Source organism: Streptomyces sp. NPDC034037 (assembly GCF_055575715.1).
In genome coordinates, this window is record NZ_JBVISC010000002.1 from 673,651 (window position 1) to 697,275 (window position 23,625).

The window sequence follows — 23,625 nt, forward strand, 5'->3', positions numbered from 1 at the left end:
TTCCACGGACGGCCATGGATGGTCGAGTTGCCCGGAGGTGCCCTGCCCGGTCCCTGTGGTGCGGCTGACCCGTTCGGCATATCGAACGTGGGTCGGTTTATCGAGCATTCTGGATGATAGAGGGCCGCCGAACGCCGTCAATACCTCTCGTAAGATTCGACGTCGGGTCCGAAACTTTCGCTGGGCGGGAACTGGTTGTCAGCGCAGGGCGGCGGACCGGATGGCGCGGACAGCGCCCCTGGTCAAGCCACTCCAGGGCGCTGCCACGCGGATGAGGAAGGCCCGCCGTTCCGATACTTCCGGATCGGCACGCGAAATCTCTCGGTTCGCCGCCTTCCGCTGCCCCGGGCCGCCCTCTCCCCCTCCAAGGCGCCCTTCCGATTACTTGACGCGCATCTACTTGACGCGCATCTCGCACCACGTCCGGCGCTCGTGTCCCACCTCGCGGACCGGCCCGGTGAGGGTGAGCGGCACGGTGTGGTGGACATGGGCGCTGGAGGCGGCGACGTGGAGTTCGAGGGCGCCGGGTTCGACGACGCGGCGGCCGTCGGCGCCGGTGTACGCGGCGAGGTCGGCGGGGAACGTGGCGTGGACCTCGGCCGACGCTCCCGCCTCCAGCGGCACCCGGGCGTAGCCGACGAGCCGGACCTCGGGGCGGGCGACGGTGCCGACCGGGTCGTGCAGATAGAGCTGCACGACTTCGGTTCCGGGGCGCTCACCGGTGTTGCGGACGGTCAGCCGCAGCACGGTCTCGCCGCCGGTGGCGAACTCCGTGGTGTCGCACACCGGTTGGTCCCAGTTGAACGTGGTGTACGACAGCCCGTGCCCGAACGGGTACAGGGGTGTCGGGTCCACGGTACTGGGGAAGCCGTGCCGCCCGAGCGGAGGAGCGAGGTACGGCGCCGGCTGGCCCCCCGGGTTGCGCGGCACCCCGATGGGCAGGCGCCCGGAGGGGCCGACCCGGCCGGAGAGGACGCCCGCGACGGCGCCGCCGCCTTCCTGCCCGGGGAAGAACGCCTGGACCACGGCGGCGGCCCGCTCGGCCCAGCGACCGAGCGCGTACGGTCTCCCGCTGAGGACGACGATGACGACCGGCGGGCCACAGGCCATCACCTCGTCCAGCAGTCGGCCCTGCTCGTACGGCAGTTGCAGGTCCTCGGCGTCACAGCCCTCACCCGACGAGCCGCGCCCGAACAGACCCGACCGGTCCCCGACCACGGCCAGGCAGATGTCGGCCGCCGCCGGATCGTCGACGAACACGGCGTGCGGGAACTCGACGCGCAACGCCTCGGCGAGCGTCGGCACCTCGACGCCCATCGGCAGTTCGGGATGGTGCACGCCGACGTGCCGGGGGAACGTGTAGCAGCCGAGCATGGCGGCCTGCTCGTCCGCGAGCGGTCCGACGACGGCGACGCGCAGCCCGTCCCCCAGCGGCAGCGCCCCGGAGTCGTTGGCGAGCAGGACGACCGACTCCTCGGCGGCCTTCCGCGCCACCTCCCGCAGGTTCGGGGGGTTCAGGTCGAGGGGCGCCGCATCGTCCCTGGCCGGCTCCCGGTCGGGGTCGAGCAGCCCCAGCTCGCACTTCTGCGTGAGGACGCGCAGCGCGGCCCGGTCGAGCAGGTCCTCGGGGAGCGGGTCGGCGGGGTCGAAGCAGCGGGCCGCCGGCAGCTCCACGTCGACGCCGGCGGCGAGGGCGAGCCGTGCGGCGTGGCGCTCCCCGTCGGCGATCCGGTGCGCCTCTTCGAGGAGGGAGACGCCGTAGTAGTCCGAGACGACCGTTCCGGTGAACTGCCACTGCTCGCGCAGGAGTTGGGTCAGCAGCTCGACGTGGGCATGGGCGGGCAGGCCGTCGATGTCGTTGTAGGCGGGCATCACGGAGCGGGCGCCGCCGTCGCGTATGGCCATCTCGAACGGCGGCAGGACCACGTCCGCGAGCTCCCTCGGGCCGAGCGAGGCGGGCGCGTGGTTGCGGGCGCCGCGCGAGGCCGCGTACCCGGCGAAGTGCTTGAGCGTGGCGACGATCCCGGCCGACTCCAGGCCCCGCACATAGGCGGTGCCGATGGTGCCGACGAGGTACGGATCCTCGCCGATCGCCTCCTCGGTCCGGCCCCAGCGTGGGTCCCGTACGACGTCAAGGACCGGGGCGAGCCCCTGGTGGACGCCGACGGAGCGCATCGACGCGCCGATGCCCCGCGCCATCTCGGTGATCAGCGCGGGGTCGAAGGTGGCACCCCAGGCCAGGGGGGTGGGGAAGACGGTGGCCCGCCAGGCGGTGAACCCGGTCAGGCACTCCTCGTGGGCGATCGCGGGCAGGGCGAAACGGTTTCCGGAGCGGATCACGCGCTGGAGTTCGGCGAGGCGGGCGGCGCCCTCGGCGGGTTCGACGGGCACGGTGCCGAAGGGCCGGGTGAGATGGCCGAGGCCATAGGGCAGCAGGGCGTCGAGAGCGGCACTGCGGGCCGCATAGGTGTGCTGGCCGGGGGCGACGTCACTGGCCGCGTCGTCGGCGTGCTCGGCGCCGATCCATACGCTGCACAACTGGGCGGTCTTCTCCTCGGCGGTCATCCGGGCAAGCAGGTCCGCCGCCCGGACGGGTGCGGGCAGGGTGGTGTCCTGCCAGGGCTCGACCATGGGACTCCTCAAGTGCGGTCTCGGACGGAGGCATTGGTGCCTGGGCGCTCAGCCCTTGGTGGCGCCCGTGGTGATGCCCCCGATCAACTGCCGTTCGGCGACGGCGTAGAAGGCGAGGGCGGGCACCATGGCGAGGACGAGATAGGCGAAGACGCGGGCGATGTCGGCGCCGTACTGACCCTGGAACTGCTGGACGCCGATGGGGATCGTCCACCAGGTCTGCTCGCTGAACACCAGGAGCGGGAGCAGGAAGTTGTTCCAGCTGCCGACGATGGCGAGGATGGAGACGGTGCCGAGCGCGGGCCGCGCCATGGGCAGCAGGATCCGCCAGAAGAAGCCGAACGCCGAGCAGCCGTCGAGGGTCGCGGCCTCCTCCAGTTCGCCGGGGATCTCCCGGAAGAAGCCGCGCAGGATGACGATGGTCATGGGCAGGCCGAACGCGGCCTGCGGCAGGATCACGCCCCAGGGGTTGTCGAGCAGCCCGAACGTGCGCAGCAGCACGAACAGCGGCAGGATCGCCACCGCGAACGGGAACATCAACCCCACGGTGAAGAGGGTGAACAGCAACTCCCGGCCACGGAAGGCGAAACGGGCGAGCGCGAAGGCGGCGAGGGCCGCGGCACCCACCGTCAGCACGGTCGTGCCGACGGCGATCAGCGTGGAGGCGCCCAGCATGCGCCAGAACGAGCCGGAGGCGAGTATGTCGGTGTAGTTGGACGTCACCCACGGCGAGGGCAGGCCGAACGTGTTCCGGGACAGCTGGTCGGTGGACTTGAACCCGGACACGAACGCGTACAGCAGCGGCGTGACCATGACGGCACCGACCAGCCACAGCAGCACGTACAACGGCGCGGAGCGCAGCGAGCGGCGCGCGCCCGCGCTCATCGGGAGGCTCGCATGGTCGTGAGGGCTCCTTCGGTGTCACGGCGCAGCACCGAGCGCTGGTAGACGAGGGCGAAGACAAGGCTGATGAGGAACATGGCGATGCTGATCGCGCTGGCGTAGCCGATCTGGTAGCGCTTGAAGCCGAACTGGAACATGGTCACGGCCAGGGTCTCGGAGTGGTGGTCGGGGCCGCCCTGCGTGAGAACCCACACCAGGTCGAAGAGCTGGACCGCGCCGATCACGGACAGGAAGACGCTGATGCGGACGGTCGGTCCGAGCAGCGGCAGGGTGATGTGCCGGAAGCGCTGCCAGGGGCTCGCGCCGTCGATGCGGGCCGCCTCGTGCAGTTCGGCGGGGATCTGCTGGAGTCCGGCCAGGTACAGCATCATGTGGAAGCCGAAGTACTTCCATGTCATGACGAGGAACAGGGTCGCCAGCACATGGTCCTGGTCGGCGAACCACAGCCCGCCGAGGCCGTCGAGGCCGACCGGGTCGAGCACCTTGTCGGCGAGCCCGTCGTCCGGCGCGAAGATCATGGAGAAGAGGACGCCGGTGATGACCTCGGACAGGACGTAGGGGGCGAAGAACAGGGTCCGGTACAGGGCCCTGCCGCGCAGTTTCTGGTTGAGCAGGACGGCCATGCCGAGGGCGAACGGCAGCTGTACGCACACCGAGAACAGCACGAGCAGCAGGCCGCGCCACAGGTCGCCGAGGAAGACCGGGTCGTGGCTGAGCCGACGGTAGTTGTCGAGGCCGACGTAGTCCGAAGGGGCGCCGAAACCACCCCAGTTGAAGAGGCTGACGTACAGGGCGTACAGGATCGGGGCGAGCACCAGCGCGCCGAACAGGAGCAGGGCGGGCAGGGTGAAGCTGAAGGCGGTCAGCCAGTCGGCGGCCCGCCGGGCCGGTGGCCGGCGCACCCTGGTGACCGGTCGCCGCGGTGGGGCGGCGGGCGCGCGGTCCTTCACGGGCGTGGAGGTCATGTCGGTCACTGGCTCTTCGCGACCTGGGTGATCGAACGGGCCGCCTGCTCGGGCGACTTGGACCCGGCGATCAGGGCGGCCACCGAGTCGTTGATCTCCTGGCCGACGGCGGGCGGGTAGGCCTGGTCGAGGTAGAGCTGGAAGCCGGTCGCCCTGTCGACGGTCTCGGAGACGAGCCGGAGATTGTGGTCGGTCAGGGCGCTCATCGCGTCCTTGACGACCGGCATGATCGAGGCCTCCTTCACGAGGACGCGGTCGGACTCGGCGGTCATGAAGAACTTCAGGAAGTCGACGGCCGCCTTGGGTGCCCCCTTGCGTACCGCGTAGCCCCCTCCCCCGCCGAAGACGTCGGTGCGGGCGCCCTTGCCGCCGGCGACCTCGGGGAACGGGAAGAAGCCGAGGTCCTTGCCGATGCCCTTGCCCGCGTCGGCCTGGGCGACGGGCGCCCACTGGCCCATCAGCTCCATCGCCGCCCTGCCGTTGCCCATGGTGGCCGCCTCGCCGTTGGGCGTGGAGTAGGCGGCCCCGAGGTGGCCCTTCTGGAACGGCTGGAGCGCGACGAGTTGCCTGAGGTGCTCCCCCGCGCTGACGAAGTCGCCGCCGGTGAAGTCCTCGGCGGCAGCGGCCTTCCGCATGCCGTCGACGCCGGCGATCCGCAGGGACAGGTACGCCCAGTAGTACATGCCGGGCCACTTCTCCTTGCCCGCGAGGGCGATGGGGGTGATACCGGCACCCTTCAGCTTCTTGACCGCGTCGAGGAAGTCGGCCCAGGTGGCGGGCGGCGTCTTGATGCCGGCCCTGGTGAACAGCGCCTTGTTGTACCAGAAGCCCACCGCCCCGATCTCGAAGGGCACGGCGTACGTCTTGCCGCCGATCCGGTACGGCTCCAGTGAGGCCGACAGGAGCGTGTCCGCCCAGGGCCGGATCGAGGGGGTCAGATCCTCGACGAGGCCCGCGTCGACCTGCTGCTCCAGCACACCACCGCCCCAGGTGTGGTAGATGTCCGGCAGTTTTCCGGAACTGGTCAGCGCCGTCATCTTCGACTTGTAGGCGTCGTTCTCCATGGTGACGAGCTTGACCCGGACGTCGGGATGCTCGGCCTCGAACGCCTTGGCCCGCTCGGGCCAGACGGTCTTCGACGGCTGCGTGGTCTGGATGTTCCACCACTCCACGACGGTCCGGCCCTGGCTGTCCGTGGTCGTGGAGCCGCCGTCCGAGCAGGCGCTGAGGCCCGCCGCACCCAGTCCCGCCGCCGACGCGGCCCCCATGAACCGGCGGCGGGAGAGAGCTGAGGACACGGTGCCGGACGCGGACGTGGCGGCTCGGTCGAAGGCTGGCATGGCGCACCTTCCGGAAGAGTTCCGAGAATTATCGAGATGGCCATGGAAGTTACGGGCATACGTCGGGGGCGTCAACGGCCCGGACAGAATCGGCCGTTGACGCCCCCTGAGTGGCGGTCCCTCAGACGCCGCGCGGCGGGGCGGTGCTCGCGCGGACCACCAGCTCGGTCGCCAGTTCCACCCGCGGCGACGCCGGCTCGATGCCGCGCGCCAGGTCGAGCAGCATCCGCGCCGCCAGTTTGCCCATGTCGGAGAGAGGTTGCCGGACCGTCGTGAGGGGCGGCGAGGACCAGCGCACTTCGGGCAGGTCGTCGAAGCCGACGACGCTCATGTCCTGGGGCACCCGAAGGCCGCGCCGGCGCAGCGCCTCGATGGCACCGAGCGCCATCTGATCGCTCGCGGCGAAGAGGGCGGTCGGCGGTTCGTCGAGGTCCAACAGCCGTCCCGCGCCGGTGAATCCGGATTCGTGGTAGAAGTCGCCGGGGACCACGAGCGCGTCGTCGACGGCCACCCCGGCCACGTCGAGCGCGGCCCGGTAGCCGTCGAGCCGGGCCCGTGAGCACAGCAGCCGCGGCGGGCCCTGGATGAACCCGACGCGCCGGTGCCCGAGCTGGAGCAGATGCTCGGTCGCGGCCATGCCGCCCGCCCAGTTCGTGGCGCCGACGGTCGGCGCCTCGCCGACGGGGGACCCCGCCGGGTCGATCACCACCAACGGCACTCCCAGGCGGCGCAGTTCGTCGTGGTGCCCCGGTGCGAGCACCGACGTCACGAGAATCACCCCGTCGGAGGCGCGGGCCCGGAGATTGGTCATCCACTGCCGTGCGGCGCCCGCCCGGTCATGGATCGCGGAGACGACCGTGCCGACGCCCGCCTCGTGCGCGACCTCCTCCACGCCCCGGATGATCTCGACGGCCCACGGGCTGTCCAGGTCGTTGAAGACCAGGTCGAGCAGGGCCGCCCGGGCTCCGGGCGCGGCCGGCCGCCGCCGGTAGCCGTGCCGGTGCAGCAGGTCCTCGATGCGGGCGCGGGTCGCGGACGAGACGTCCGAGCGCCCGTTGACGACGCGCGAGACGGTCGGCACGGACACCCCCGCCTCCCGCGCGATCTCGGCGATCGTCACCTTCACCGCCCCGTCCGGGCTGCGCGTGCCCGCCTTGCGCTGAGCGCTTTCCCCGGCCACCGGCCCCACCTCCGTAGCTGTCCGCCCGGAAACTCCGGGCGCCTTCCGGAAACCGTAAGACATGCCGACGGCCGCGCCCCGCCGGGAGAGTTGTCCGACGTGAGCGCGGCGGAGCCGGCTGGTGCGAGGGGGTTCGGCAGGAAGAGTCGGTCTGGGTCAGCGGACGAATCCTGACGCCGGGCCAGGGCGGCGGGTCACCGCTCGGCGTCCCGACCGGCCGGCGCCTTGTGGGGCCGCACCGGGGCCCCGCACAAGGATCGTGCGGGGCCCCGGCAGGGTGGATCACGGTGTTCCGTTGGCACCGTTCGCGCAGGGGCTGCCGGAGCCGAAGGTCCCGCCGATCCCGCCGGTGCCGCCGTGGAAGAGGTAGCCCCCGGTGGCGTTGCCGCCGGCGCCGCCGATCCCACAGGAACCGTCACTGCTGGCGCCCGACTTCGCGCCGCCGTTGCCGCCGTTGCCGCCCTTGCCGCCGAAGTTGTTGACGCCTCCGGAGCTCAGGCCACCGGCGCCGCCGATGCCCGCGGCACCGCCCGGGTAGGCGCCGCCGGGGCTGCCGTTGCCGCCGTTGCCGGCCTGACCGCCCTTGCCGCCGTTGCCGAAGCCGTTGATGCCGCCGGCACCGCCGTTGCCGCCCCCGCCACCGCCGTGGCCGATGCCGCCGTTGCCCGCGTTGCCGCCCAGGCCGCCGTCCGAGCCTCCGACGCCGCCGAGGCCACCCCGGCCACCTGCGCCGGCGTTGGCGCCGGAAGCGCCACCTGCGCCGCCGAGGCCGCCCGCGCCGGTGTGAGTGCCGTTGCCGCCGGCTCCGCCCGCGCCGCCGGAACCGTTCAGACCGCCGATGGCACCGGTGCCGCCATTGCCGCCCGTGGCGCCGTTGGACCCGGCGTTGCCGCCGACGGCACCCGCACCGCCGGAACCGCCGCCCAGGCCGGCACCGCCATTACCTCCGGCACCGCCGACCCCGTTCAGGACTCCGTTGCCGCCCGGCCCCCCGGCCCCGCCGGCGCAGTCCCCGGTCCCGGTCGCGGGGCCGCCCGCGGTTCCGGGATAGCCGTTGGGGTGGACGTCGGTGCCGTTGGCGCCGGCGATGCCGGCGGTACCGGCGGTGCAGGCGAGAGCGGAAGCACCCGCCGGAGTACCGACGAAGAGCGTCGCGCCGGCGAAGAGCGTCGGCAGGGCGAGAAGGGCTGCGGTCTGTTTCCTGTTCATGAGGGTGTTTCCTCTGGATCGGGTGGAGCGGGGCGCTGCAGCGAACTGATGCGAAATCGCCCAGGAACAGTCGTTCCCTGGAGTTCTCATGCCGCATGCCACTGAGGGAGCCGGACTGGATACCGGCCCACCTCCATAAGACACGCAATTTTCGATATGTGCGGTAAACGGGGAGTGCAATAATCGCCGATATTCGCCCGAGAGGGCAATCCCCTATTCGCCGTACACAAACTCATCCGAAATTACCCTTTGGCCGGTAGTAGCTTATACGGCCGCACGGCCCGCCCATTCCTTGAATTTCTGACGCGTGCTGGCCGACTACGGGCACCTGTTGCTCAGCTGATCGCGGCGGTTGTTCTGTGCTTGCTGATCCGCTGGTCAGCGAGGTGATCCAAACGAAGTGGCCTGGCCCGGAAGCTGGTTCTGGGACCACTCCGGGGTGCGGAAGGTGCCGCCGTACATGGGGAGGTGGATCCGCTCGCCGTAGCGGGCGAGTTGGTTCCAGGGGCGGTTCAGGCCGGCCGAGCCCTGCTCACGTACCCGAGTGACGGTGTCCAGGTCCAGGACGTCGACGAGGATCTCCTCGTCCGTGCCCGCCTGCTGGCGGACGATCCCCTCGGGGTCGACGATCGCGCTGGCGCCGACGCCGGCCGGGTCGGAGGCGTTGACGTTGACGACGTACACCTGGTTGGTCCATGCGTTGGCGCGGGCGCAGACCAGTTCCATCTCCCGGTCGCGGGTGGTGGTGAGGGTGGGCTGGATGATGATCTCGGCTCCGAACCAGGCGAGTTGGCGGACGGTCTCGGGGAAGGAGCCGTCGTAGCAGATCGCGAGTCCGATCCGGCCGGCGCCGGGGAGGTCGAAGACCGTGAACTCGTCGCCGGGGGCCGTCTTCTCGTACGGCTGCCAGGGGAAGACCTTGCGGTAGCGGGCGACGACCTCGCCCTCCGGCGAGACGGTGACGGCGGTGTTGTAGATCTGGTCGTCCTCGCCGCGCTCGAAGAGGCTGCCCGGGATCAGCCAGAGGCCGGTCTCCCGCGCGAGCGCGCGCACCCGGTCGGTGGTCGGGCCCGGTATCGGCTCGGCGGTCCGCTCCATCCAGCCTTCGGGGGTGGGGCCGAGCAGCGGTCCCTCGGCGGCGAGCAGCAGTTCGGGTACGACGACGAGCTGCACGTGCGGAAAGAGGGACCGCGTGGCGCGGACCTGGTCGGCGTAACGCTGCCAGGTCGCTTCGAGGTCGTACGGGACGGGGGCCGTCTGCAGGGCGGCGATGGTGAGAGTGCGCACGGGATCAGTCCTTGGTGGCGGCGGTGGGGCGGGTCGTGGTGGCGGTGGCGCGGGTCGGACGGTCACCTTCGGCATGGCGGCGAGGTAGCGAGGCGGCGGACGGGGCCGGGCCTCGGCGGTGACGAGGCGGGTGGTCACGGTCGTGCGCCCGTTCCGGAAGAAGGCCGGGTAGGCGGCGCGAGCCGTGAGGACGGCGAGCGCTCCCGCGGCGAGCGCGCCGGTGCCGAGCAGGAAGACGCCGCCGACGCCGTGGAAGGAGGTGCTGCCGTAGGCGGGGTCGAACATGTCGTACGCGCTGCGGACGAACGCGCCGAGCATGAGCAGCCCGCCCGCCAGGGGCAGGGCACCACGCAGAAGCAGGGCACACGGCGACGTGCGCAGGTGCTTGCGGAAGTACCAGACGCAGGCGAGGGCGGTGGTGCCGTAGTAGCAGGCGATGAGGAGCCCGATACAGAGGATGGCGTCGCCGAGGAATGCGTCGGAGAGCAGCGAGAGGGTGAGGAGTACGGCCGTCGTCGCCGTGCCGTAAAAGACCGTGCCGAAGGCGGGGGTGCGGTGCCGAGGGTGGACGCGGGCGAAGGCGGCGGGCAGCGCTCCGTGCGCGGCCATGGAAAGACTGCCGCGCGGGCTGCTGACGAGGCAGGTCAGCAGGGCGGAGGCGGCGGAGACGCACACGGCGAGTTCCATCACCTTGGCGAGGGCGTCGCCGAGGACGGGTGGGGCGAGGGACGCGAGGACGTCGGTGGCGTTGTCGGGGTTGCCGAGGCCGGTGCCCCCGGCGCCGGTCCCGGCGAAGGACACGGCGGCGAAGGCGGTGAAGAGATAGGTGCCGAGCAGGACCAGGGTCGAGATCACGGCAGCCTGGCCGGGGACGCGATCGCTGTCGCGGGTCTCCTCGTTGGTGGTGATCAGCGCGTCCCAGCCCCAGTAGATGAACAGGCAGAGCAGCACGGCCTGCGTGAAGGAACCGAAGCTGTCGATCGCGAGGGGGTTGAGCCAGCTCGGCGAGGGACCCTGGGCGCCGTCGCGGGCGAGGGCGGCGACCCCGAAGCCGAGGAGGGCGAGCAGCTGGAGGCCGAGCAGTACGTACTGGAGGCCGGCCGCGAAGCGCAGGCCGCGGCGGGCGACGACGGTGAGGGCGGCGACGATCAGCAGGGCGACGGCCGCGACGAGGGCGCCGTCCGCCGTCTCCGCCACGCCGAGGAGGCGGAGCAGATAGCCGGAGCTGACCTGTGCGAGCGCGGCCATGGCGATGAGGGTGGCGATCTGCGGTACCCAGCCGCCGGCGAACCAGCCGGTCCTGGGGCCGAAGGCGCGGGTGTTCCAGACGAAGGTGGTGCCGCAGTCGGGCATCTCGCGGTCGAGCTCGCGGAAGGCGAAGGCGGTGAGCAGGATCGGCACGAAGCCGAGGAGGAGCGCGGCCGGGGCGAGGTCGCCGACGACCAGGGCGACGTAGCCGAGGGTGACGGTGAGGCTGTACGCCGGGGCGGTGGAGGACAGGCCGAGTGCGACGGAGGCGAGGAGACCGACGGAGCCGCTGCGCAGGCCCTTGCCCGTCTCGTCCGGTTGCGTCGTCGTCATGACGGGCTCCTGGGGAGGGGCGGTCTACGCGGAGATCCTCACTCTCGGCCGCGCTCAGGGGCACTTCGCCCTCCAGGACCCGCCCCGGCTGATCGCCGCCAACTTCGTGGCCATGGAGGACGGCTACCAGATGGAGGTCCTGGCCGCCCGCCGCACCCGCGGCGAGGTGATCGCCGCCCTGTACTCGTACGCACGCGCCGCCACGGGCCACGACCTCGGCGCCGCGGGAGACCACGGGGCGAGCCGGGCCTCCTGATCGCGAGCACCGCCGGCAGGGCCGGGGTGGTCGCCCCCGCCCCCGCCCCCGCTCCCGCTCCCGCTCCCGCTCCCGCTCCCGCTCCCGCTCCCGCTCCCGCTCCCGCTCCCGCTCCCGCTCCCGCGTGATCGTCCCGGGTGCGGCCCGAGCACGACATCAGCGGGGACCGGATCTTCAGCGAGGGAGCTGGTCCCCAGATGGGCTCGGAAAACGATCAGGGGCCGTTTCAGATTGCTCTGAAACGGCCCCTGATCTGCGACTCTTTCGAGTCGGGACGACAGGATTTGAACCTGCGACCCCTTGACCCCCAGTCAAGTGCGCTACCAAGCTGCGCCACGTCCCGGTGTGTTCCCTGCGGTGTCCCGCGTGATCACAGGTAGAACTCTACCCCACACGCACGGGTGCTCCGTTCCCCGGTGACCGCCGTCAGGTACGCGCGACAATCGCCGTATGAGCACCGCACCCCGACGTGATGACCGTGACCGCGACCGTGACCGCGACGAGGAGGGCCGGGCCCGCAACCAGCGGCCCCGCGACGGGCTCGGGCGGCCGCTGCCCTACGGCACTCAGGGCGTGGCCCGCCAGCCCGAGGGAGTCGTGCGGACCCCCGAGGAGTCCGTGGCCGAGGCGCAGGCCCTGCTGGACGCGGGTCGGCCCTTCCACGCGCACGAGGTGTTCGAGGACGCCTGGAAGTCCGGCCCGCCGAACGAGCGGGAGCTGTGGAAGGGGATGGCGCAGTTGGCCGTGGGCCTCACCCACTCGGCGCGCGGCAACGTCAGGGGCGGGGCGCGGCTGCTGCTGCGCGGGGCGGGGGCCGTCACGTCCTGGCGCGGCGCGCCGGGCGGGCGCGAGCGGCCGTACGGGATCGACATCGCGGGGCTCGTCGGCTGGGCCGAGGCCCTCGCGGACCTGCTGGAGCGGACGCGGACGCCGGTGGACGCGGTCCACCACGCCCCTCGGCTGCGCGGGGGCACCGCCCGCTGAAGGTGTCCCCCCATGGGCCACACCGTGTGGTGTCACCGGACCGGACCGGCCCCGCATGCAGCCGCCCCGGCCCGATGTGAGGGTGGCCGTGTGACCATGACCGATCAGCGGGCCGCCGCGGCGGCGGCGCCGCCCGCCCTGGACCGGCGCCGCCGCAACGTCGTCTTCGTGACGATCATGCTGGGGATGCTGCTCGCCGCCCTCGACCAGACCATCGTCGGCACGGCGCTGCCCACGATCGTGTCGGATCTGGGCGGGGCGGAACACATGTCGTGGGTGGTGACGTCGTATCTGCTCGCGGAGACCGTCGCCACCGTCCTGGTCGGCAAGTTCGGCGACCTGTTCGGGCGCAAGGTCGTCTTCCAGGTCTCGGCGGTCGTCTTCATCACGGGATCGTTCCTGTGCGGCCTGTCGACGAACATGACGCTGCTCATCGCCTGGCGGGCGATGCAGGGCATCGGCGCGGGCGGGCTGATGGTGACGTCCATGGCGCTGATCGCCGATGTCATCCCGCTGCGCGAGCGCGGCAAGTACCAGGGTGCGATCGGGGCCGTGTTCGGGGTGTCCACGGTGATCGGGCCGCTGCTCGGCGGGCTCTTCACGGACCATCTGACCTGGCGCTGGGCGTTCTACGTGAACGTGCCCATCGCGATCGTCGTGGTCATCGCGGCGGCCCGCACGATCCCGGTGGTGAAGTCGGCGGTGCGGCCGGTCGTCGACTATCTGGGCATCGCCCTCGTCGCGATGGGGGCGAGCGCGCTGATCCTGGCGACGAGTTGGGGCGGCAACGAGTACGCGTGGGGGTCGCCCACGATCATCGGCTTGTTCGTCGGGGGTCTGATCGCGCTGGCGCTGTTCTGCGTCGTCGAGACGCGCGCCGCCGAACCGATGCTGCCGATGCGGCTCTTCGCGAACCCGGTCTTCACGGTCTGCTCGATCCTCAGCTTCGTCGTGGGCTTCGCGATGCTCGGCGCGATGACGTTCCTGCCGACCTACCTGCAGTACGTCGACGGCGACTCGGCCACGATCTCGGGCGTGCGGACGCTGCCCATGGTGGTCGGGCTGCTCATCGCGTCCGTCTTCAGCGGCAACGTGGTCAGCAAGACGGGGACGTACCGGATCTTCCCCATCGTCGGCGCCCTGGTGATGGCGCTCGGGCTCTATCTGCTCTCGCTCATGGGGAGCGCCACGAGCGCGTGGCTGGAGTCGCTGTACATGTTCGTGCTCGGCGCCGGGATCGGTCTGTGCATGCAGGTGTTGACGATCGCCGTGCAGAACACGGTCGCGTACGGCGATCTGGGCACCGCCACCTCCGGGGTGACGTTCTTCCGTACGCTGGGCAGCTCGTTCGGCACGGCGGTGTTCGGCACCATCTACGCCAACACGCTCGCCCCGAACCTGAAGAACGGCGTCGCGACGGCCGCGGAGAGCAGCGCGGCGGACCCGGCGGACATCGCGAAGGCCGCGCAGAGCCCGCAGGGCGTGCACGAGCTGCCGGGCGCCGCGGCGGCGCCGGTCGTCGAGGCGTACGCGGACACCCTGCACACGGTCTTCCTGTGGACCGTCCCCGTGGCGCTCGTCGGGTTCCTGGTGGCGCTCTTCCTCAAGCAGGTCGAGCTGCGCGACAGTGCCCGCATGGGCGCGCCCGACATGGGCGAGGGCTTCGCGCAGCCCAGCAGCGGGGACTCCGGGCACGTCCTGGAGCGGAGTGTGGCCGGCGTCGTCGGCAAGGTCGGCATGGACACCGCGCGCGGCATCATCAAGGGTTCCGACACGCGTCTGGACATCGCGGGCGCGTGGGCGGTCATGCAGGTGGCGCTCTTCACCCGGATGGTGGGGTACGCCAGTCTCGGCGTGATCGCGGCGCGCCGCCGGATCCCGGCCGAGGTGCTCGTGCCGGTCTTCGACCGCATGGCCGAGGAGGGGTATCTGACCCACACCGGCACGTACTTCTCCCTGACGCCCGCCGGGGAGCGCGAGGCGGAGGTCATCTCCGGGGCGTGGTCGTCCTGGCTGGCCGAGGAGATCGAGAAGGACCTCGGACGGCCGCCGGACGAGCAGCTCACCGCGGCGCTCGACACGATCGCCAAGCGGCTCCTCGCGGAGGACCTGGAGCAGGGGCTCGCCTCGGAGACGGCGGGCGCGTCGTTCGCGTCGCGGTGAACCCCGCAGGGCCGCCTACGCCTTGTAGTGGGTGCGCAGTTCCCGTTTGAGGACCTTCATGCTGGGGCCGAGCGGGAGGGAGTCGGTGAACTCCAGGCGGCGCGGGTACTTGTGGCGGCCCAGGTGGTCCTTCGACCAGGTGATGATGGCCTCCGGGTCCCTGGCCGCGCCGGGCGCCGGGACGACGACGGCGCAGATCTCCTCGCCGTGGACGGGGTGGTCCAGGCCGATCACGGCGGCCTGCGCGATGTCGGGGTGGCGCATGAGGACCTCTTCGACCTCACGTGGATAGACGTTGAAGCCGCCGCGGATGATGACGTCCTTCTTGCGGTCGACGATCCTCAGGAAGCCCTCGGTGTCCTTCGTGCCCAGGTCGCCGGTGCGGAACCAGCCGTCGACCAGCGCCTGCGCGGTGGCCTCGGGGCGGCCCAGGTAGCCGGAGAAGACGTTGTGGCCGCGGACCACGACCTCGCCGAGCTCGCCGACGGGCAGCAGCTCGACCCGGTCGTCGACGTCGGCGCGGGCTATCTCCACGTCGACGCCCCACAGGGGGTGGCCGATGGTCCCGGCCCTGGTGCCGAGGTCGGGTTGGTTGACGGAGGCGGCCGGGGAGGTCTCGGAGAGGCCGTAGCCCTCGTACACGGGCGTGCCGAAGGCCTCCTCGAAGCGTTCGAGTACGGCGACGGGCAGCGAGGCGCCACCGGAGACGCACAGGCGCAGCCGGGGCAGCTCGGGGGCGTCGGCGGCGGCCGCCACCAGGCCGACGAACATGGTGGGGACGCCGTGGAAGGTGTTCGCCCCTTCCGCCACCATCAGCTCGATGGCCCGCGCGGCGTCGAAGCGGGGCAGCAGGACCAGGGTCGCGCCCGCCCGCCAGGTGGAGTTCATGGAGACGGTCTGGCCGAAGGCGTGGAAGAGGGGCAGCGCGCCGAGCGCGATGTCGTCGGGGCGGACGTCGTTGGCGTCGAAGGCGCTGACGGTGGCGTTCATCACCAGGTTGAAGTGGCTGAGCACGGCGCCCTTGGGGACGCCGGTGGTGCCGCTGGTGTAGAAGATGACGGCCGGGTCGTCGGCGTCCCGGGTGGCGTACGAGGCGAGGGGCTCGGCGGCGCGGGTCAGCGCCTCCAGTTCGCCGGTGGCGCCCAGCTCCAGCATGCGCACGCCGGTGGCCTCGGCGGCCGCCGCTCCCGTGTGCGCCTGCGCGGGGTGGCACAGGAGAAGGCGCGCGCCGCTGTCGCGCAGGACGTGCTCGACCTCCTCCGCGGAGAGCAGCAGGTGGACGGGGACGACCACTCCCCCGGCGGCGAGGATCGCGTAGTAGGCCTGCGGGAACTCGGCGGTGTTGGGCGCCATCAGCGCCACGTGGTCCCCCGGCCGCACGCCCAGTTCGGCCAGTGCGGCGCCCTGCGCGCGGGCCTCGTGCCACAACTCCCGGAAGGTGAAGCGCCGTTCCCCCTCGATCAGGGCGATGCGGTCCGGGTGGCGGCGGGCGGGTTCGGCGAGGACGGCGGCGAGGGACAGCGTTGCCATGGGGGTGGTGCTCCGTTTCCGTGCGGCCTTCGGTGGTTCGGACTGCTGCTCGGCGGGGCGCGCCCGGCGGCGCGCCCGGCCGGCTCAGTCGCGCTCGACGAGGAGCGCGCTGCCCTGGCCCACGCCGACGCACATGGTGGCGAGGCCGCGCGAGGCGCCGGTGCGGCGCATGCGGTGCAGCAGGGTGGTGAGGATGCGGGCCCCGGAGCAGCCGAGGGGGTGGCCGAGCGCGATGGCGCCGCCGGAGGGGTTGACCAGCTCCGGGTCGATGCCGAGGGCGTCGACGCAGGCGAGGGCCTGGGCGGCGAACGCCTCGTTGAACTCCGCCTCCTGGAGGTCGTCCACGCTCCAGCCGAGGCGGTCGAGCACCTTGCGGGTGGCGGGGACCGGCCCGAGGCCCATGACGTCGGGGTGCACGCCGGCGGAGGCCCCGGCGGCGTACCGCCCGAGGGATTCGAGTCCCAGGTCGTTGAGCGCCTCCTCGCTGACGAGGAGGAGCCCCGCGGCGCCGTCGTTCATCGGTGAGGCGTTGCCCGCCGTGACCGTGCCGCCCTTGCGGAAGACCGGCTTGAGGCCGCTGAGCTTCTCGTACGAGGTGTCCTCGCGCACGCACTCGTCCGTGTCGACCACGACGCCGTCGGGCCGGGTGACGGGGAGTAGTTCGTCGTCGAAGTGGCCGTCCTTGCGGGCGGCGGCGGCGCGCTGGTGGCTGCGCAGGGCGAAGGCGTCCTGGCGTTCGCGGGAGACGCCGTGGCGCTCGGCGACCTCCTCGGCGGTCTCGCCCATGGCGAGGACGCCGTGCAGGTCCTTCATCCTCGGGTTGGTCAGGCGCCAGCCGAGGCGGGTGTCGGCGGTCTCCATGCGGTGCGGCAGGGCCTCGTCCGGGCGGGGCAGGACGAAGGGGGCGCGGCTCATGGACTCGGAGCCGCCCGCCAGCACGATGTCGGCCTCGCCGGCGGCGATGGTGCGCGCGGCGGTGGTGACGGCTTCGAGGCCGGAGGCGCACAGCCGGTTGACGGTCGCGCCGGGCACGGACTCCGGGAGGCCGGCGAGGAGGGCGGCCATGCGGGCGACGTTGCGGTTGTCCTCGCCCGCCTGGTTGGCGGCGCCCCAGTAGATGTCGTCGATGCGGGCGGGGTCCAGCTGCGGCAGGTCGGCGAGCAGTCCGCTCACGACGCCCGCGGCGAGGTCGTCGGGGCGTACGGGTGAGAGGGCGCCGCGGAGTTTGCCGATGGGGGTGCGGCGGGCGGCGGCGAAGTGGACGGTGCGCACGATACGACTCCGGATCGTTTTGCGGTCTCGCTGCGTTAATTAGCGCTGCTAGTTTTGGAGTCTATGCGGGAGTCGGGGGCTGTGGGAAGAGGGGTCGCCGCCGGGCCCCGCCCCCGCTCTCCTACGCCTGGGCGCGCCCCAGTTCCGCGAGCCGGGTGAGGGCGGGCAGGGCGGCCGTGATCGCCCGGCGCTCCTCGTCGGTGAGCCGCTCGACCAGCGGGCGCAGGTGGCGGGAGCGGTCGGCGCGGCGGGAGCGGCCGATCTCCCGGCCCGCCTCGGTGATGTGGACCAGGACGGCGCGGCCGTCGCTCGGGTCGGGGCGGCGCTCCACCAGGCCGTCCCGCTCCAGACGGGTGACCAGCTGCGTGATGCCGGGCTGGCTGACCTGCTCGGTCTTCGTCAGCTCGGTCAGCCGGCGCGGGCTGCCGCCGAACGCGAGGGTGTCGAGCACGGACAGGGTGGTGAAGGGCAGCTTCTCCAGGACCGGCAGGCGGATGTAGAAGCGGTTGAAGTCCTCGATCGCGGCGGTGAAGGCCGCCACGTCCAGGTCGGCTTCCCCGTCCGCGTGTCCGTCGTCCAGGTCTGCTTCCCCGTCCGCGTGTCCGTCGTCCACGTCCATCTCCACGTCTGCGTCCGGGTCGCCGGTCAAGGGGGTGTGCGGTGCGTCGTTCGGCATGGCGTCCACTCTAAGAACGGCTCGCCGACTTACGTAAGTTTCTTATGCTGTTTCGCGGGAGGCGGACGCGGGCGCAGGTCGCGGGGCCGGGTGCGGGGCACGGGGGTGGGTGCGGGGCACGGAGGCGGGCGGGGCACGGAGGCGGGCGGGGCACGGAGGCGGGCGAGGCGCCGAGGCCGTGGAGGTCTCAGGGGGCCAGGTCGATCCGTACGGCGCCGCCGCGCGCGTCCACCCGCCCGGTCCATTCCCCCGACACACGGAAGGTCCGGTTCGGGGTCACCGGGCGTCGGCGGCGCGCCCGGTGGAGCGTCCTGCCGTCCTGCGTGACCGTCAGCACGGGGTGGGCGAGGAACTCCGTCGTCCGCACCATGAAGCCCTCGCCCGGCGCCTCCTCCGCCGGCACCAGCCGGTTCGGGGCCACCCAGGCGAGCGGGCCCGTGACCCGCAGCGGCACCGAGACCGCGGGCCAGTCACCGTCCGTGAGGTAGCGGCACACCGCGAGGGAAGCGGCGATGCCCTCCCGGGTCACCACGCGCGCGGTCTCCGCGGCGTGCAGGAGGTTGCCGACCGCGAAGACGCCGCGCTCGGCGGTGCGGAAGGCACCGTCGACCGCGGGGCCGCGTGTGCCGGGGTCGAGCGGCAGCCCGCCGTGCCGGGCCAGTTCGTGATCGGGGACGAAATCGCCGGTGAAGACCACCGTGTCGCAGGCGAGGTGCGCCGTCGCACCGTCCCGGCGTCGCAGTCGGACTCCCGACAGACGCCCCTTGCCGAGGATGTCGGTGACGGCGGCGTCGGTGAGCAGCGGGATGCCGTGCCGCAGCCGGGCCTCGGCGGCGCGGGCGCCCGATGCCTGGTGGCGGGGGTGCTCCGTGACGAGTGCGGCGACCTCGACCCCAGCGCGCCGCAGTGTGTCCAGGGCGGCGAAGCTCACGGGTTCCGCGCCGACCACCACCGCCCGCGTGCCGATCCGCCGGCCGTGGCCGTGGACGGCTCGCTGCAACTCCCCCGTGGTGAACACCCCGTCGGGCCGGGTCCCGGGCACCAGTCGTGCCGCGCGCGGCCGTTCGCGCGCGCCCGTCGCGAGGACGACGGCCCGGGCAGTGATCCGCTCCAGGCCGTGCGGACTGGTGGTGTCCACGGTCAGCGGGCCCGACCAGGCGGTGACGGTCACGCCGGTCCGCAGGACCGCGCCGACACCGACGGCCGCGGCCGCCCAGTGCTCGGCGTACCGCGCCCCGGTCGTGCCGAGGCGGCCGAAGCCGCCGTGCGCGCAGTGCCGCGCCGCGCCGCCCGGCCGCCGCTCCCGGTCGACCACCTCGATCTCACCGACGCCCGACCCGGCGAGGCCCACGGCGGTGGCCAGACCGGCCGGCCCGGCCCCCACGACCAGCACGTCGACGATGCGTTCACGCCTCATCCGGACCCTGCCCCCCACCGCTCCCGGCATCCCGCCGGAAGCCCTGCTCGAAGAGTTCGCGCACCTCGGCCCCGCAGTAGAAGCCCTGGCAGCGCCCGCCGCGCGCCCTGGTGCGGCGGCGCAGCCCGTCCGGCGAGCCCGGCGGGACGGTGCCCGCGAGCGCGTCGCGGATCTCGCCGCGCGTCACCCGCTCGCAGTGGCAGACGATGCTGCCGTACGCGGGGTCGGCGGCGATGAGGTCGGCGCGCTGATAGGGGCGCGGGAAGGCCTCGCCGAGGTTCGGCATGCGGACGGGCGGCAGGTCGCGGGCCGGGGGCAGGTCCAGGCCGGTGGTGGCGAGGAGTTCGGTGACGTGGGCCGCGATGGCCAGGGAGGCGGTGAGCCCGGTCGAGCGGATGCCGCCGACCGTGACGCGGCGCTCTTCCTGGTGGGCGTGGATGCGGTAGTCGTCGTGCTCGGTGGCGGCGCGCAGTCCGGCGTAGACGGCGGTGACCTCCTCGTCGAGCAGTTCGGGCAGGATCCGGCGGCCCTTCTCACGGAGGGCGGCGATACCCTCGGCGGTCGACCCGGTGGCCGTCTTGTCGTCCAATTCCTCGGCGGTGGGCCCCAGGAGGACGTTTCCGTAGACGGTGGGGGCCACCAGCACGCCCTTGCCGAGGGCGGTCGGGACGGGCAGCAGGATGTGGCGCAGCAGGCCGCGGGCGAACTTGTCGAAGACGATGAGCTGGCCTCGGCGCGGGGTGACGGTGAAGTCGTCGTGGCCGAGCAGCCGGTCGATCGCGTCGGCGTGCAGGCCCGCGGCGTTGACGAGGTGCCGGGTGCGCAGGGTGCCGCGGCTCGTGGTCAGTTCGTGCCGTGCCGGCGTCGAGGCGATCTGCTCCACCCGGCAGTCGAGGTGGAGGTCGACGCCGCCGCGCACCGCTTGCGTCGCGTAGGCGAGGGTGGTCGTCCAGGGGCAGATGACGCTCTCGCCGGGTACGTCGAGCGCGCCGAGGGCCCCGGGCCCCAGATGCGGCTCGCGGGCCCGCACCTCCTCGGGGCCGATGATCCGCGCGGCTTCGTAGCCGTTGTCCGTCGCCTTGCGCAACAGGGCGGGCAGCGCGGCGCGTTGTTCTTCGTCCCAGGCGATGAGCAGGGCGCCGACCGGCTCTACGGGAATGCCCGACGCGGCGGCGTACGCGGCCAGGAGCCGCCGGCCCTCGCGGACGAGGCGGGCCTCCAGGGAGCCGGGCACGGCGTCGAACCCGGTGTGCAGGATCGCCGTGTTCGCCTTGGAGGTGCCCTCGCCGACGTCGTTCGCCGCGTCCACCAGGGCGATGCGCAGGCCGCGGTGGCGGGCCAGCTCGCGGGCGATGGCGCAGCCCACGACTCCGGCACCGATCACGGTCACGTCGTACGTCGCCTCCGGCATCGCGCCGCTCCTCAGCACCCGGCCGGCGCTCCAGTCGTCGGCCACGGCCTCACCCCCGCTCATGACGGCGCGCGTTCCATCAGCGCCGCCACGGCCGAACGGAAGTCCGCGAGGCGTGCGGCGGCCTCGTCCGGGCCGATCCTTGGCTCGTAGATGGCGGCGGGCCGCCAGGCGGGGGCAGCCTCGGCGACCGGGAGCGCGGGGTCCAGGCCGATACGGGCGAGCGCGGCCACGCCGAGCGCGGTGACGTCGGGCAACGCCGACACCTCGACCGGGAGTTGGAGCAGATCGGCCTGGGTCTGCATGAGCAGCGTCGAGCGCGTCAGGCCGCCGTCGACCCGCAGGCTCGTCAGGGGCCCGCCCAGGTCCGCCGCCACCGCGTCGGCGAGCGAGGCGACCTGGGCGGCGATACCCTCGCACAGGGCGCGGACCACGTGCCCGGCGCCCGTGTCCAGGCCGAGCCCGGTCAGCGAGCCGCGCAGGTCGCCGCGCCACCAGGGGGCCGCGAGCCCGGCGAGCGCGGGTACGAAGGTGACGCCGCCCGCGTCCGGGACGGCACCGCCCACGGGGTCGATGTCCTCGGCGCCGCCGATCACACCGAGGTCGGTGAGCCAGCGGACGGCGGACGCGGCGGTGTAGACCTGCCCGTCGAGGCAGTAGTCGGTCTTCCCGTCCAGCCGCCAGGCGACGCAGCTGACCAGACCGGAGTCCCCGCGCCGGGGCCGTCCTCCGGTCTGGGCGAGCAGGAACGCCCCGGTGCCGTAGGTGCACTTGGCGCTGCCCGGCTCGGTCACGCGCTGGGCGAGGAGTGCGGCCTGCTGGTCGACGAGGAGCCCGGTGAGCGGGATCTCGGGGCCGAAGGCGGTGGTGGTGCCGACGGGGCCGGCGGCGTCGACGACGCGGGGCAGGTGTTCCTCGGTGAGGCCGTAGAGCTCCAGCGCGCGCGGTGACCAGGTGACGTCGTCGAGGTCGAGGAGCTGGGTGCGGCCCGCCGTGGCGGCGTCGGTGACGAAGGCGCCGGTGAGCCGGTGGACGAGCCAGGCGTCGCTGGTCGTGACCACTCCCCGCCGGGTGAGGTGGCGACGTATCCACGCCATCTTGGGAGCGGCGAAGTAGGGGTCGAGCGGCAGGCCGGTGAGGTGGCGCAACTCCTCGGCGTGCTCGGCCAGTTCCGCGCAGAGCGAGGCGGCGCGGCGGTCCTGCCAGACGAGGGCCGTGGTCAGCGGCCGCCCGGAGTCGGGGTCCCAGGCCAGGACGGTCTCGCCCTGGTTGGCGAGGCCGACGGCGGCGACCGGTTCGCCCGCCTCGGCCAGCGCCCGCCGGCCGGCGTCGACCACGGAGGTGAGCAGCTCGGCGGGGTCGACCTCCACGAGGCCGCCGGGCAGGTGGCGGGGGCGCACCTCGGCGGTGCCGGAGCCGATCACGCCGCGCTCCGGGCAGACCACGAGGGCCTTCGTCCCGGAGGTGCCCTGGTCGACGGCGAGCACGGGCCGCGCCGAAGGCCGCTCATAGGTGATCACCGCGGAAGCCTGCTACAGGGGGACGGAGGGCGTCAAGGGACCGGAGCGATCAGGTAACGGCGGTAAATGAGCGCGCGGCGCGCCGTGTTGACAGAAGCCGATCGCAAAAGATGCGGGAAGTGCCCTGCACAGGGGAGGGCCGCATCTACACTGTCCGCCGAACAACATCATCAACACCCCCTTCACCGCAGCCCCTTGCCCGACACCCTCTTCACCCACGCCCCTGCCGAACCGACACGTACACGCCTCCTTCGCCCTCTTCCCCCAACAGAGGACTCATGCCGATGCCGTTAGGCCGTCCGGTGTACCACCCGGCGGGCCACGACGAACCGTTGCGCGCGGTGCTCCAGGACCTCAAGGCGGGTCGCTGGGTCTCCACGCGCAACCTGCTGACCGAGACGCCCGACTGGGGACTGTGGACGCAGCGCACGCAGATACTGGCGGCCGCCGTCGCCGGTTCCGACGTGGTGCGCGCCTGGCGCGCCGAGGAGCCGCACAGCGCGTCGGCGGCCGTCCTGCACGCCCGTGTCCTGGTGGAGCGGGCCCTGCGCGCCCACCGGGCCGGGCACCGGCGGACCAACGACCTGTGGCGTGACGCCGTCGCCGCGTGCGCCGCCGCGTCCTCCCTGTCGCCGGAGGACCCCGTGCCGTGGGTCTGCCTGCTGGCCCTGGCCCAGCTGGACGAGGGCCAGCGGTGGGACGAGCACCGGCTGGCGCCCCCGGAGCCGATGCTCTTCCCCGGCCCCTGGCAGCTGCTGGCCGAGGCCGACAAGCGGGACCCCGGCAACCGCGAGGCCTACCACCGGATGCTCCAGTTCGTGTACGGGCGCCGGGCCCAGGGCCCGCTCACCGAGGCGTACAACTTCGTGCAGTGGGCGTCGGCGGCGGCCCCGGCCGGTTCGCCGCTGCATCTGCTGCCCCTGTACGTACGGGTCGAGCGCTACCGCAGGGAGGCCGGCCACGAACGGGCGCTCGACCTGCACTGGATCTCGGAGGACGCGACGCGCGGCGCGCTGCGCGCCCTGCACCTGTGGTTCGACCACGCGCTGCCCACGGCGACCTCGCTCCTGGACCTCAACCACCTGGCGCACGCGCTGTGGGGCGCGCACCAGTTCCACGACGCGGCCCGGGTGTTCGAGGCGCTCGACCCCTTCTTCACCGTCGCGCCGTGGACGTACCGCACGCACTCCCCGCAGGACACGGACGCGGCCGCCGAGGTCTTCGTCCAGGCCCGCGTCCGCAGCTTCGCGGCCTCCCGCGCACCCGGCTAGGCAACCGCGCGCCCCCGCCCCGCCCCGCT

17 protein-coding genes and 1 tRNA gene are annotated in these 23,625 nt (G+C 72.8%); 4 read left to right on the forward strand and 14 right to left on the reverse strand.

Going from position 1 to position 23,625, the window contains the following annotated elements; all coding sequences use genetic code 11:
- Positions 1 to 396 precede the first annotated feature (396 nt).
- From ACZ516_RS08620 to ACZ516_RS08650, 7 genes are all read right to left on the reverse strand, one after another.
- The gene (locus ACZ516_RS08620) at positions 397 to 2,631 is read right to left on the reverse strand and encodes a beta-glucosidase (RefSeq protein ID WP_469009222.1); all 2,235 of its coding nucleotides are present in this window, start codon (positions 2,629 to 2,631) and stop codon (positions 397 to 399) included.
- 48 nt (positions 2,632 to 2,679) lie between these two features.
- Positions 2,680 to 3,516 (reverse strand): carbohydrate ABC transporter permease, encoded by an 837-nt coding sequence (locus tag ACZ516_RS08625; protein ID WP_361082546.1) that lies wholly within the window; start codon positions 3,514 to 3,516, stop codon positions 2,680 to 2,682.
- A complete protein-coding gene (locus ACZ516_RS08630) occupies positions 3,513 to 4,499 on the reverse strand; it encodes a carbohydrate ABC transporter permease (RefSeq protein WP_469009225.1) in 987 nt (328 codons plus the stop codon). Before ACZ516_RS08630 ends, ACZ516_RS08625 begins: the two co-directional genes overlap by 4 nt.
- Positions 4,500 to 4,504: 5 nt before the next feature.
- Positions 4,505 to 5,839, reverse strand: a complete 1,335-nt coding sequence (locus tag ACZ516_RS08635) for an extracellular solute-binding protein (protein WP_469009226.1) — start codon at positions 5,837 to 5,839, stop codon at positions 4,505 to 4,507.
- 121 nt (positions 5,840 to 5,960) lie between these two features.
- Positions 5,961 to 7,019 (reverse strand): LacI family DNA-binding transcriptional regulator, encoded by a 1,059-nt coding sequence (locus ACZ516_RS08640; RefSeq protein WP_358583435.1) that lies wholly within the window; start codon positions 7,017 to 7,019, stop codon positions 5,961 to 5,963.
- 282 nt (positions 7,020 to 7,301) lie between these two features.
- Positions 7,302 to 8,228 carry a hypothetical protein gene (locus ACZ516_RS08645; RefSeq protein WP_361082540.1) on the reverse strand — a complete coding sequence of 309 codons (927 nt, stop codon included), beginning with the start codon at positions 8,226 to 8,228 and terminating at the stop codon, positions 7,302 to 7,304.
- 378 nt (positions 8,229 to 8,606) lie between these two features.
- Positions 8,607 to 11,096, reverse strand: a complete 2,490-nt coding sequence (locus ACZ516_RS08650; RefSeq protein WP_469009228.1) for an amino acid permease — start codon at positions 11,094 to 11,096, stop codon at positions 8,607 to 8,609.
- Here ACZ516_RS08650 and ACZ516_RS08655 point away from each other — a divergent pair.
- Positions 11,095 to 11,352 (forward strand): glycosyltransferase family protein, encoded by a 258-nt coding sequence (locus ACZ516_RS08655; RefSeq protein ID WP_361082534.1) that lies wholly within the window; start codon positions 11,095 to 11,097, stop codon positions 11,350 to 11,352. The two genes, ACZ516_RS08650 and ACZ516_RS08655, sit on opposite strands and share 2 nt — an antisense overlap.
- A 269-nt stretch (positions 11,353 to 11,621) precedes the next feature.
- Here the strand turns inward: ACZ516_RS08655 and ACZ516_RS08660 are convergent.
- Positions 11,622 to 11,695: transfer RNA gene (locus tag ACZ516_RS08660), tRNA-Pro, on the reverse strand.
- Between the two features lie 107 nt (positions 11,696 to 11,802).
- Here ACZ516_RS08660 and ACZ516_RS08665 point away from each other — a divergent pair.
- Both ACZ516_RS08665 and ACZ516_RS08670 read left to right on the forward strand, forming a co-directional pair.
- Positions 11,803 to 12,336 (forward strand): DUF309 domain-containing protein, encoded by a 534-nt coding sequence (locus ACZ516_RS08665; protein WP_361082532.1) that lies wholly within the window; start codon positions 11,803 to 11,805, stop codon positions 12,334 to 12,336.
- A gap of 96 nt (positions 12,337 to 12,432) precedes the next feature.
- Positions 12,433 to 14,499 carry an MDR family MFS transporter gene (locus ACZ516_RS08670; protein ID WP_469009622.1) on the forward strand — a complete coding sequence of 689 codons (2,067 nt, stop codon included), beginning with the start codon at positions 12,433 to 12,435 and terminating at the stop codon, positions 14,497 to 14,499.
- A gap of 15 nt (positions 14,500 to 14,514) precedes the next feature.
- On the opposite strand, the gene ACZ516_RS08675 is transcribed toward ACZ516_RS08670, so the two are convergent.
- The 6 genes from ACZ516_RS08675 to ACZ516_RS08700 form a co-directional block, all read right to left on the reverse strand.
- On the reverse strand, positions 14,515 to 16,029 hold the full coding sequence (locus ACZ516_RS08675) for a long-chain-fatty-acid--CoA ligase (RefSeq protein ID WP_361082528.1): 1,515 nt from the start codon (positions 16,027 to 16,029) through the stop codon (positions 14,515 to 14,517).
- 84 nt (positions 16,030 to 16,113) lie between these two features.
- Positions 16,114 to 17,301 (reverse strand): thiolase family protein, encoded by a 1,188-nt coding sequence (locus ACZ516_RS08680; RefSeq protein WP_358583447.1) that lies wholly within the window; start codon positions 17,299 to 17,301, stop codon positions 16,114 to 16,116.
- A gap of 121 nt (positions 17,302 to 17,422) precedes the next feature.
- Positions 17,423 to 17,977: a MarR family winged helix-turn-helix transcriptional regulator gene (locus tag ACZ516_RS08685; protein ID WP_469009230.1), complete on the reverse strand. Its 555-nt coding sequence runs from the start codon at positions 17,975 to 17,977 to the stop codon at positions 17,423 to 17,425.
- A 187-nt stretch (positions 17,978 to 18,164) separates the two neighbouring features.
- Entirely contained in the window at positions 18,165 to 19,394 is a 1,230-nt protein-coding gene (locus ACZ516_RS08690; protein ID WP_361082523.1) for an NAD(P)/FAD-dependent oxidoreductase, read from the reverse strand.
- Positions 19,384 to 20,805 carry an FAD-dependent oxidoreductase gene (locus ACZ516_RS08695; protein WP_361082640.1) on the reverse strand — a complete coding sequence of 474 codons (1,422 nt, stop codon included), beginning with the start codon at positions 20,803 to 20,805 and terminating at the stop codon, positions 19,384 to 19,386. Before ACZ516_RS08695 ends, ACZ516_RS08690 begins: the two co-directional genes overlap by 11 nt.
- Positions 20,806 to 20,864: 59 nt before the next feature.
- A complete protein-coding gene (locus ACZ516_RS08700; protein WP_469009232.1) occupies positions 20,865 to 22,325 on the reverse strand; it encodes an FGGY family carbohydrate kinase in 1,461 nt (486 codons plus the stop codon).
- 278 nt (positions 22,326 to 22,603) lie between these two features.
- Between ACZ516_RS08700 and ACZ516_RS08705 the strand changes: the two genes are divergently transcribed.
- Positions 22,604 to 23,596, forward strand: a complete 993-nt coding sequence (locus tag ACZ516_RS08705) for a hypothetical protein (protein ID WP_469009233.1) — start codon at positions 22,604 to 22,606, stop codon at positions 23,594 to 23,596.
- The last annotated feature ends 29 nt before the right edge of the window (positions 23,597 to 23,625 follow it).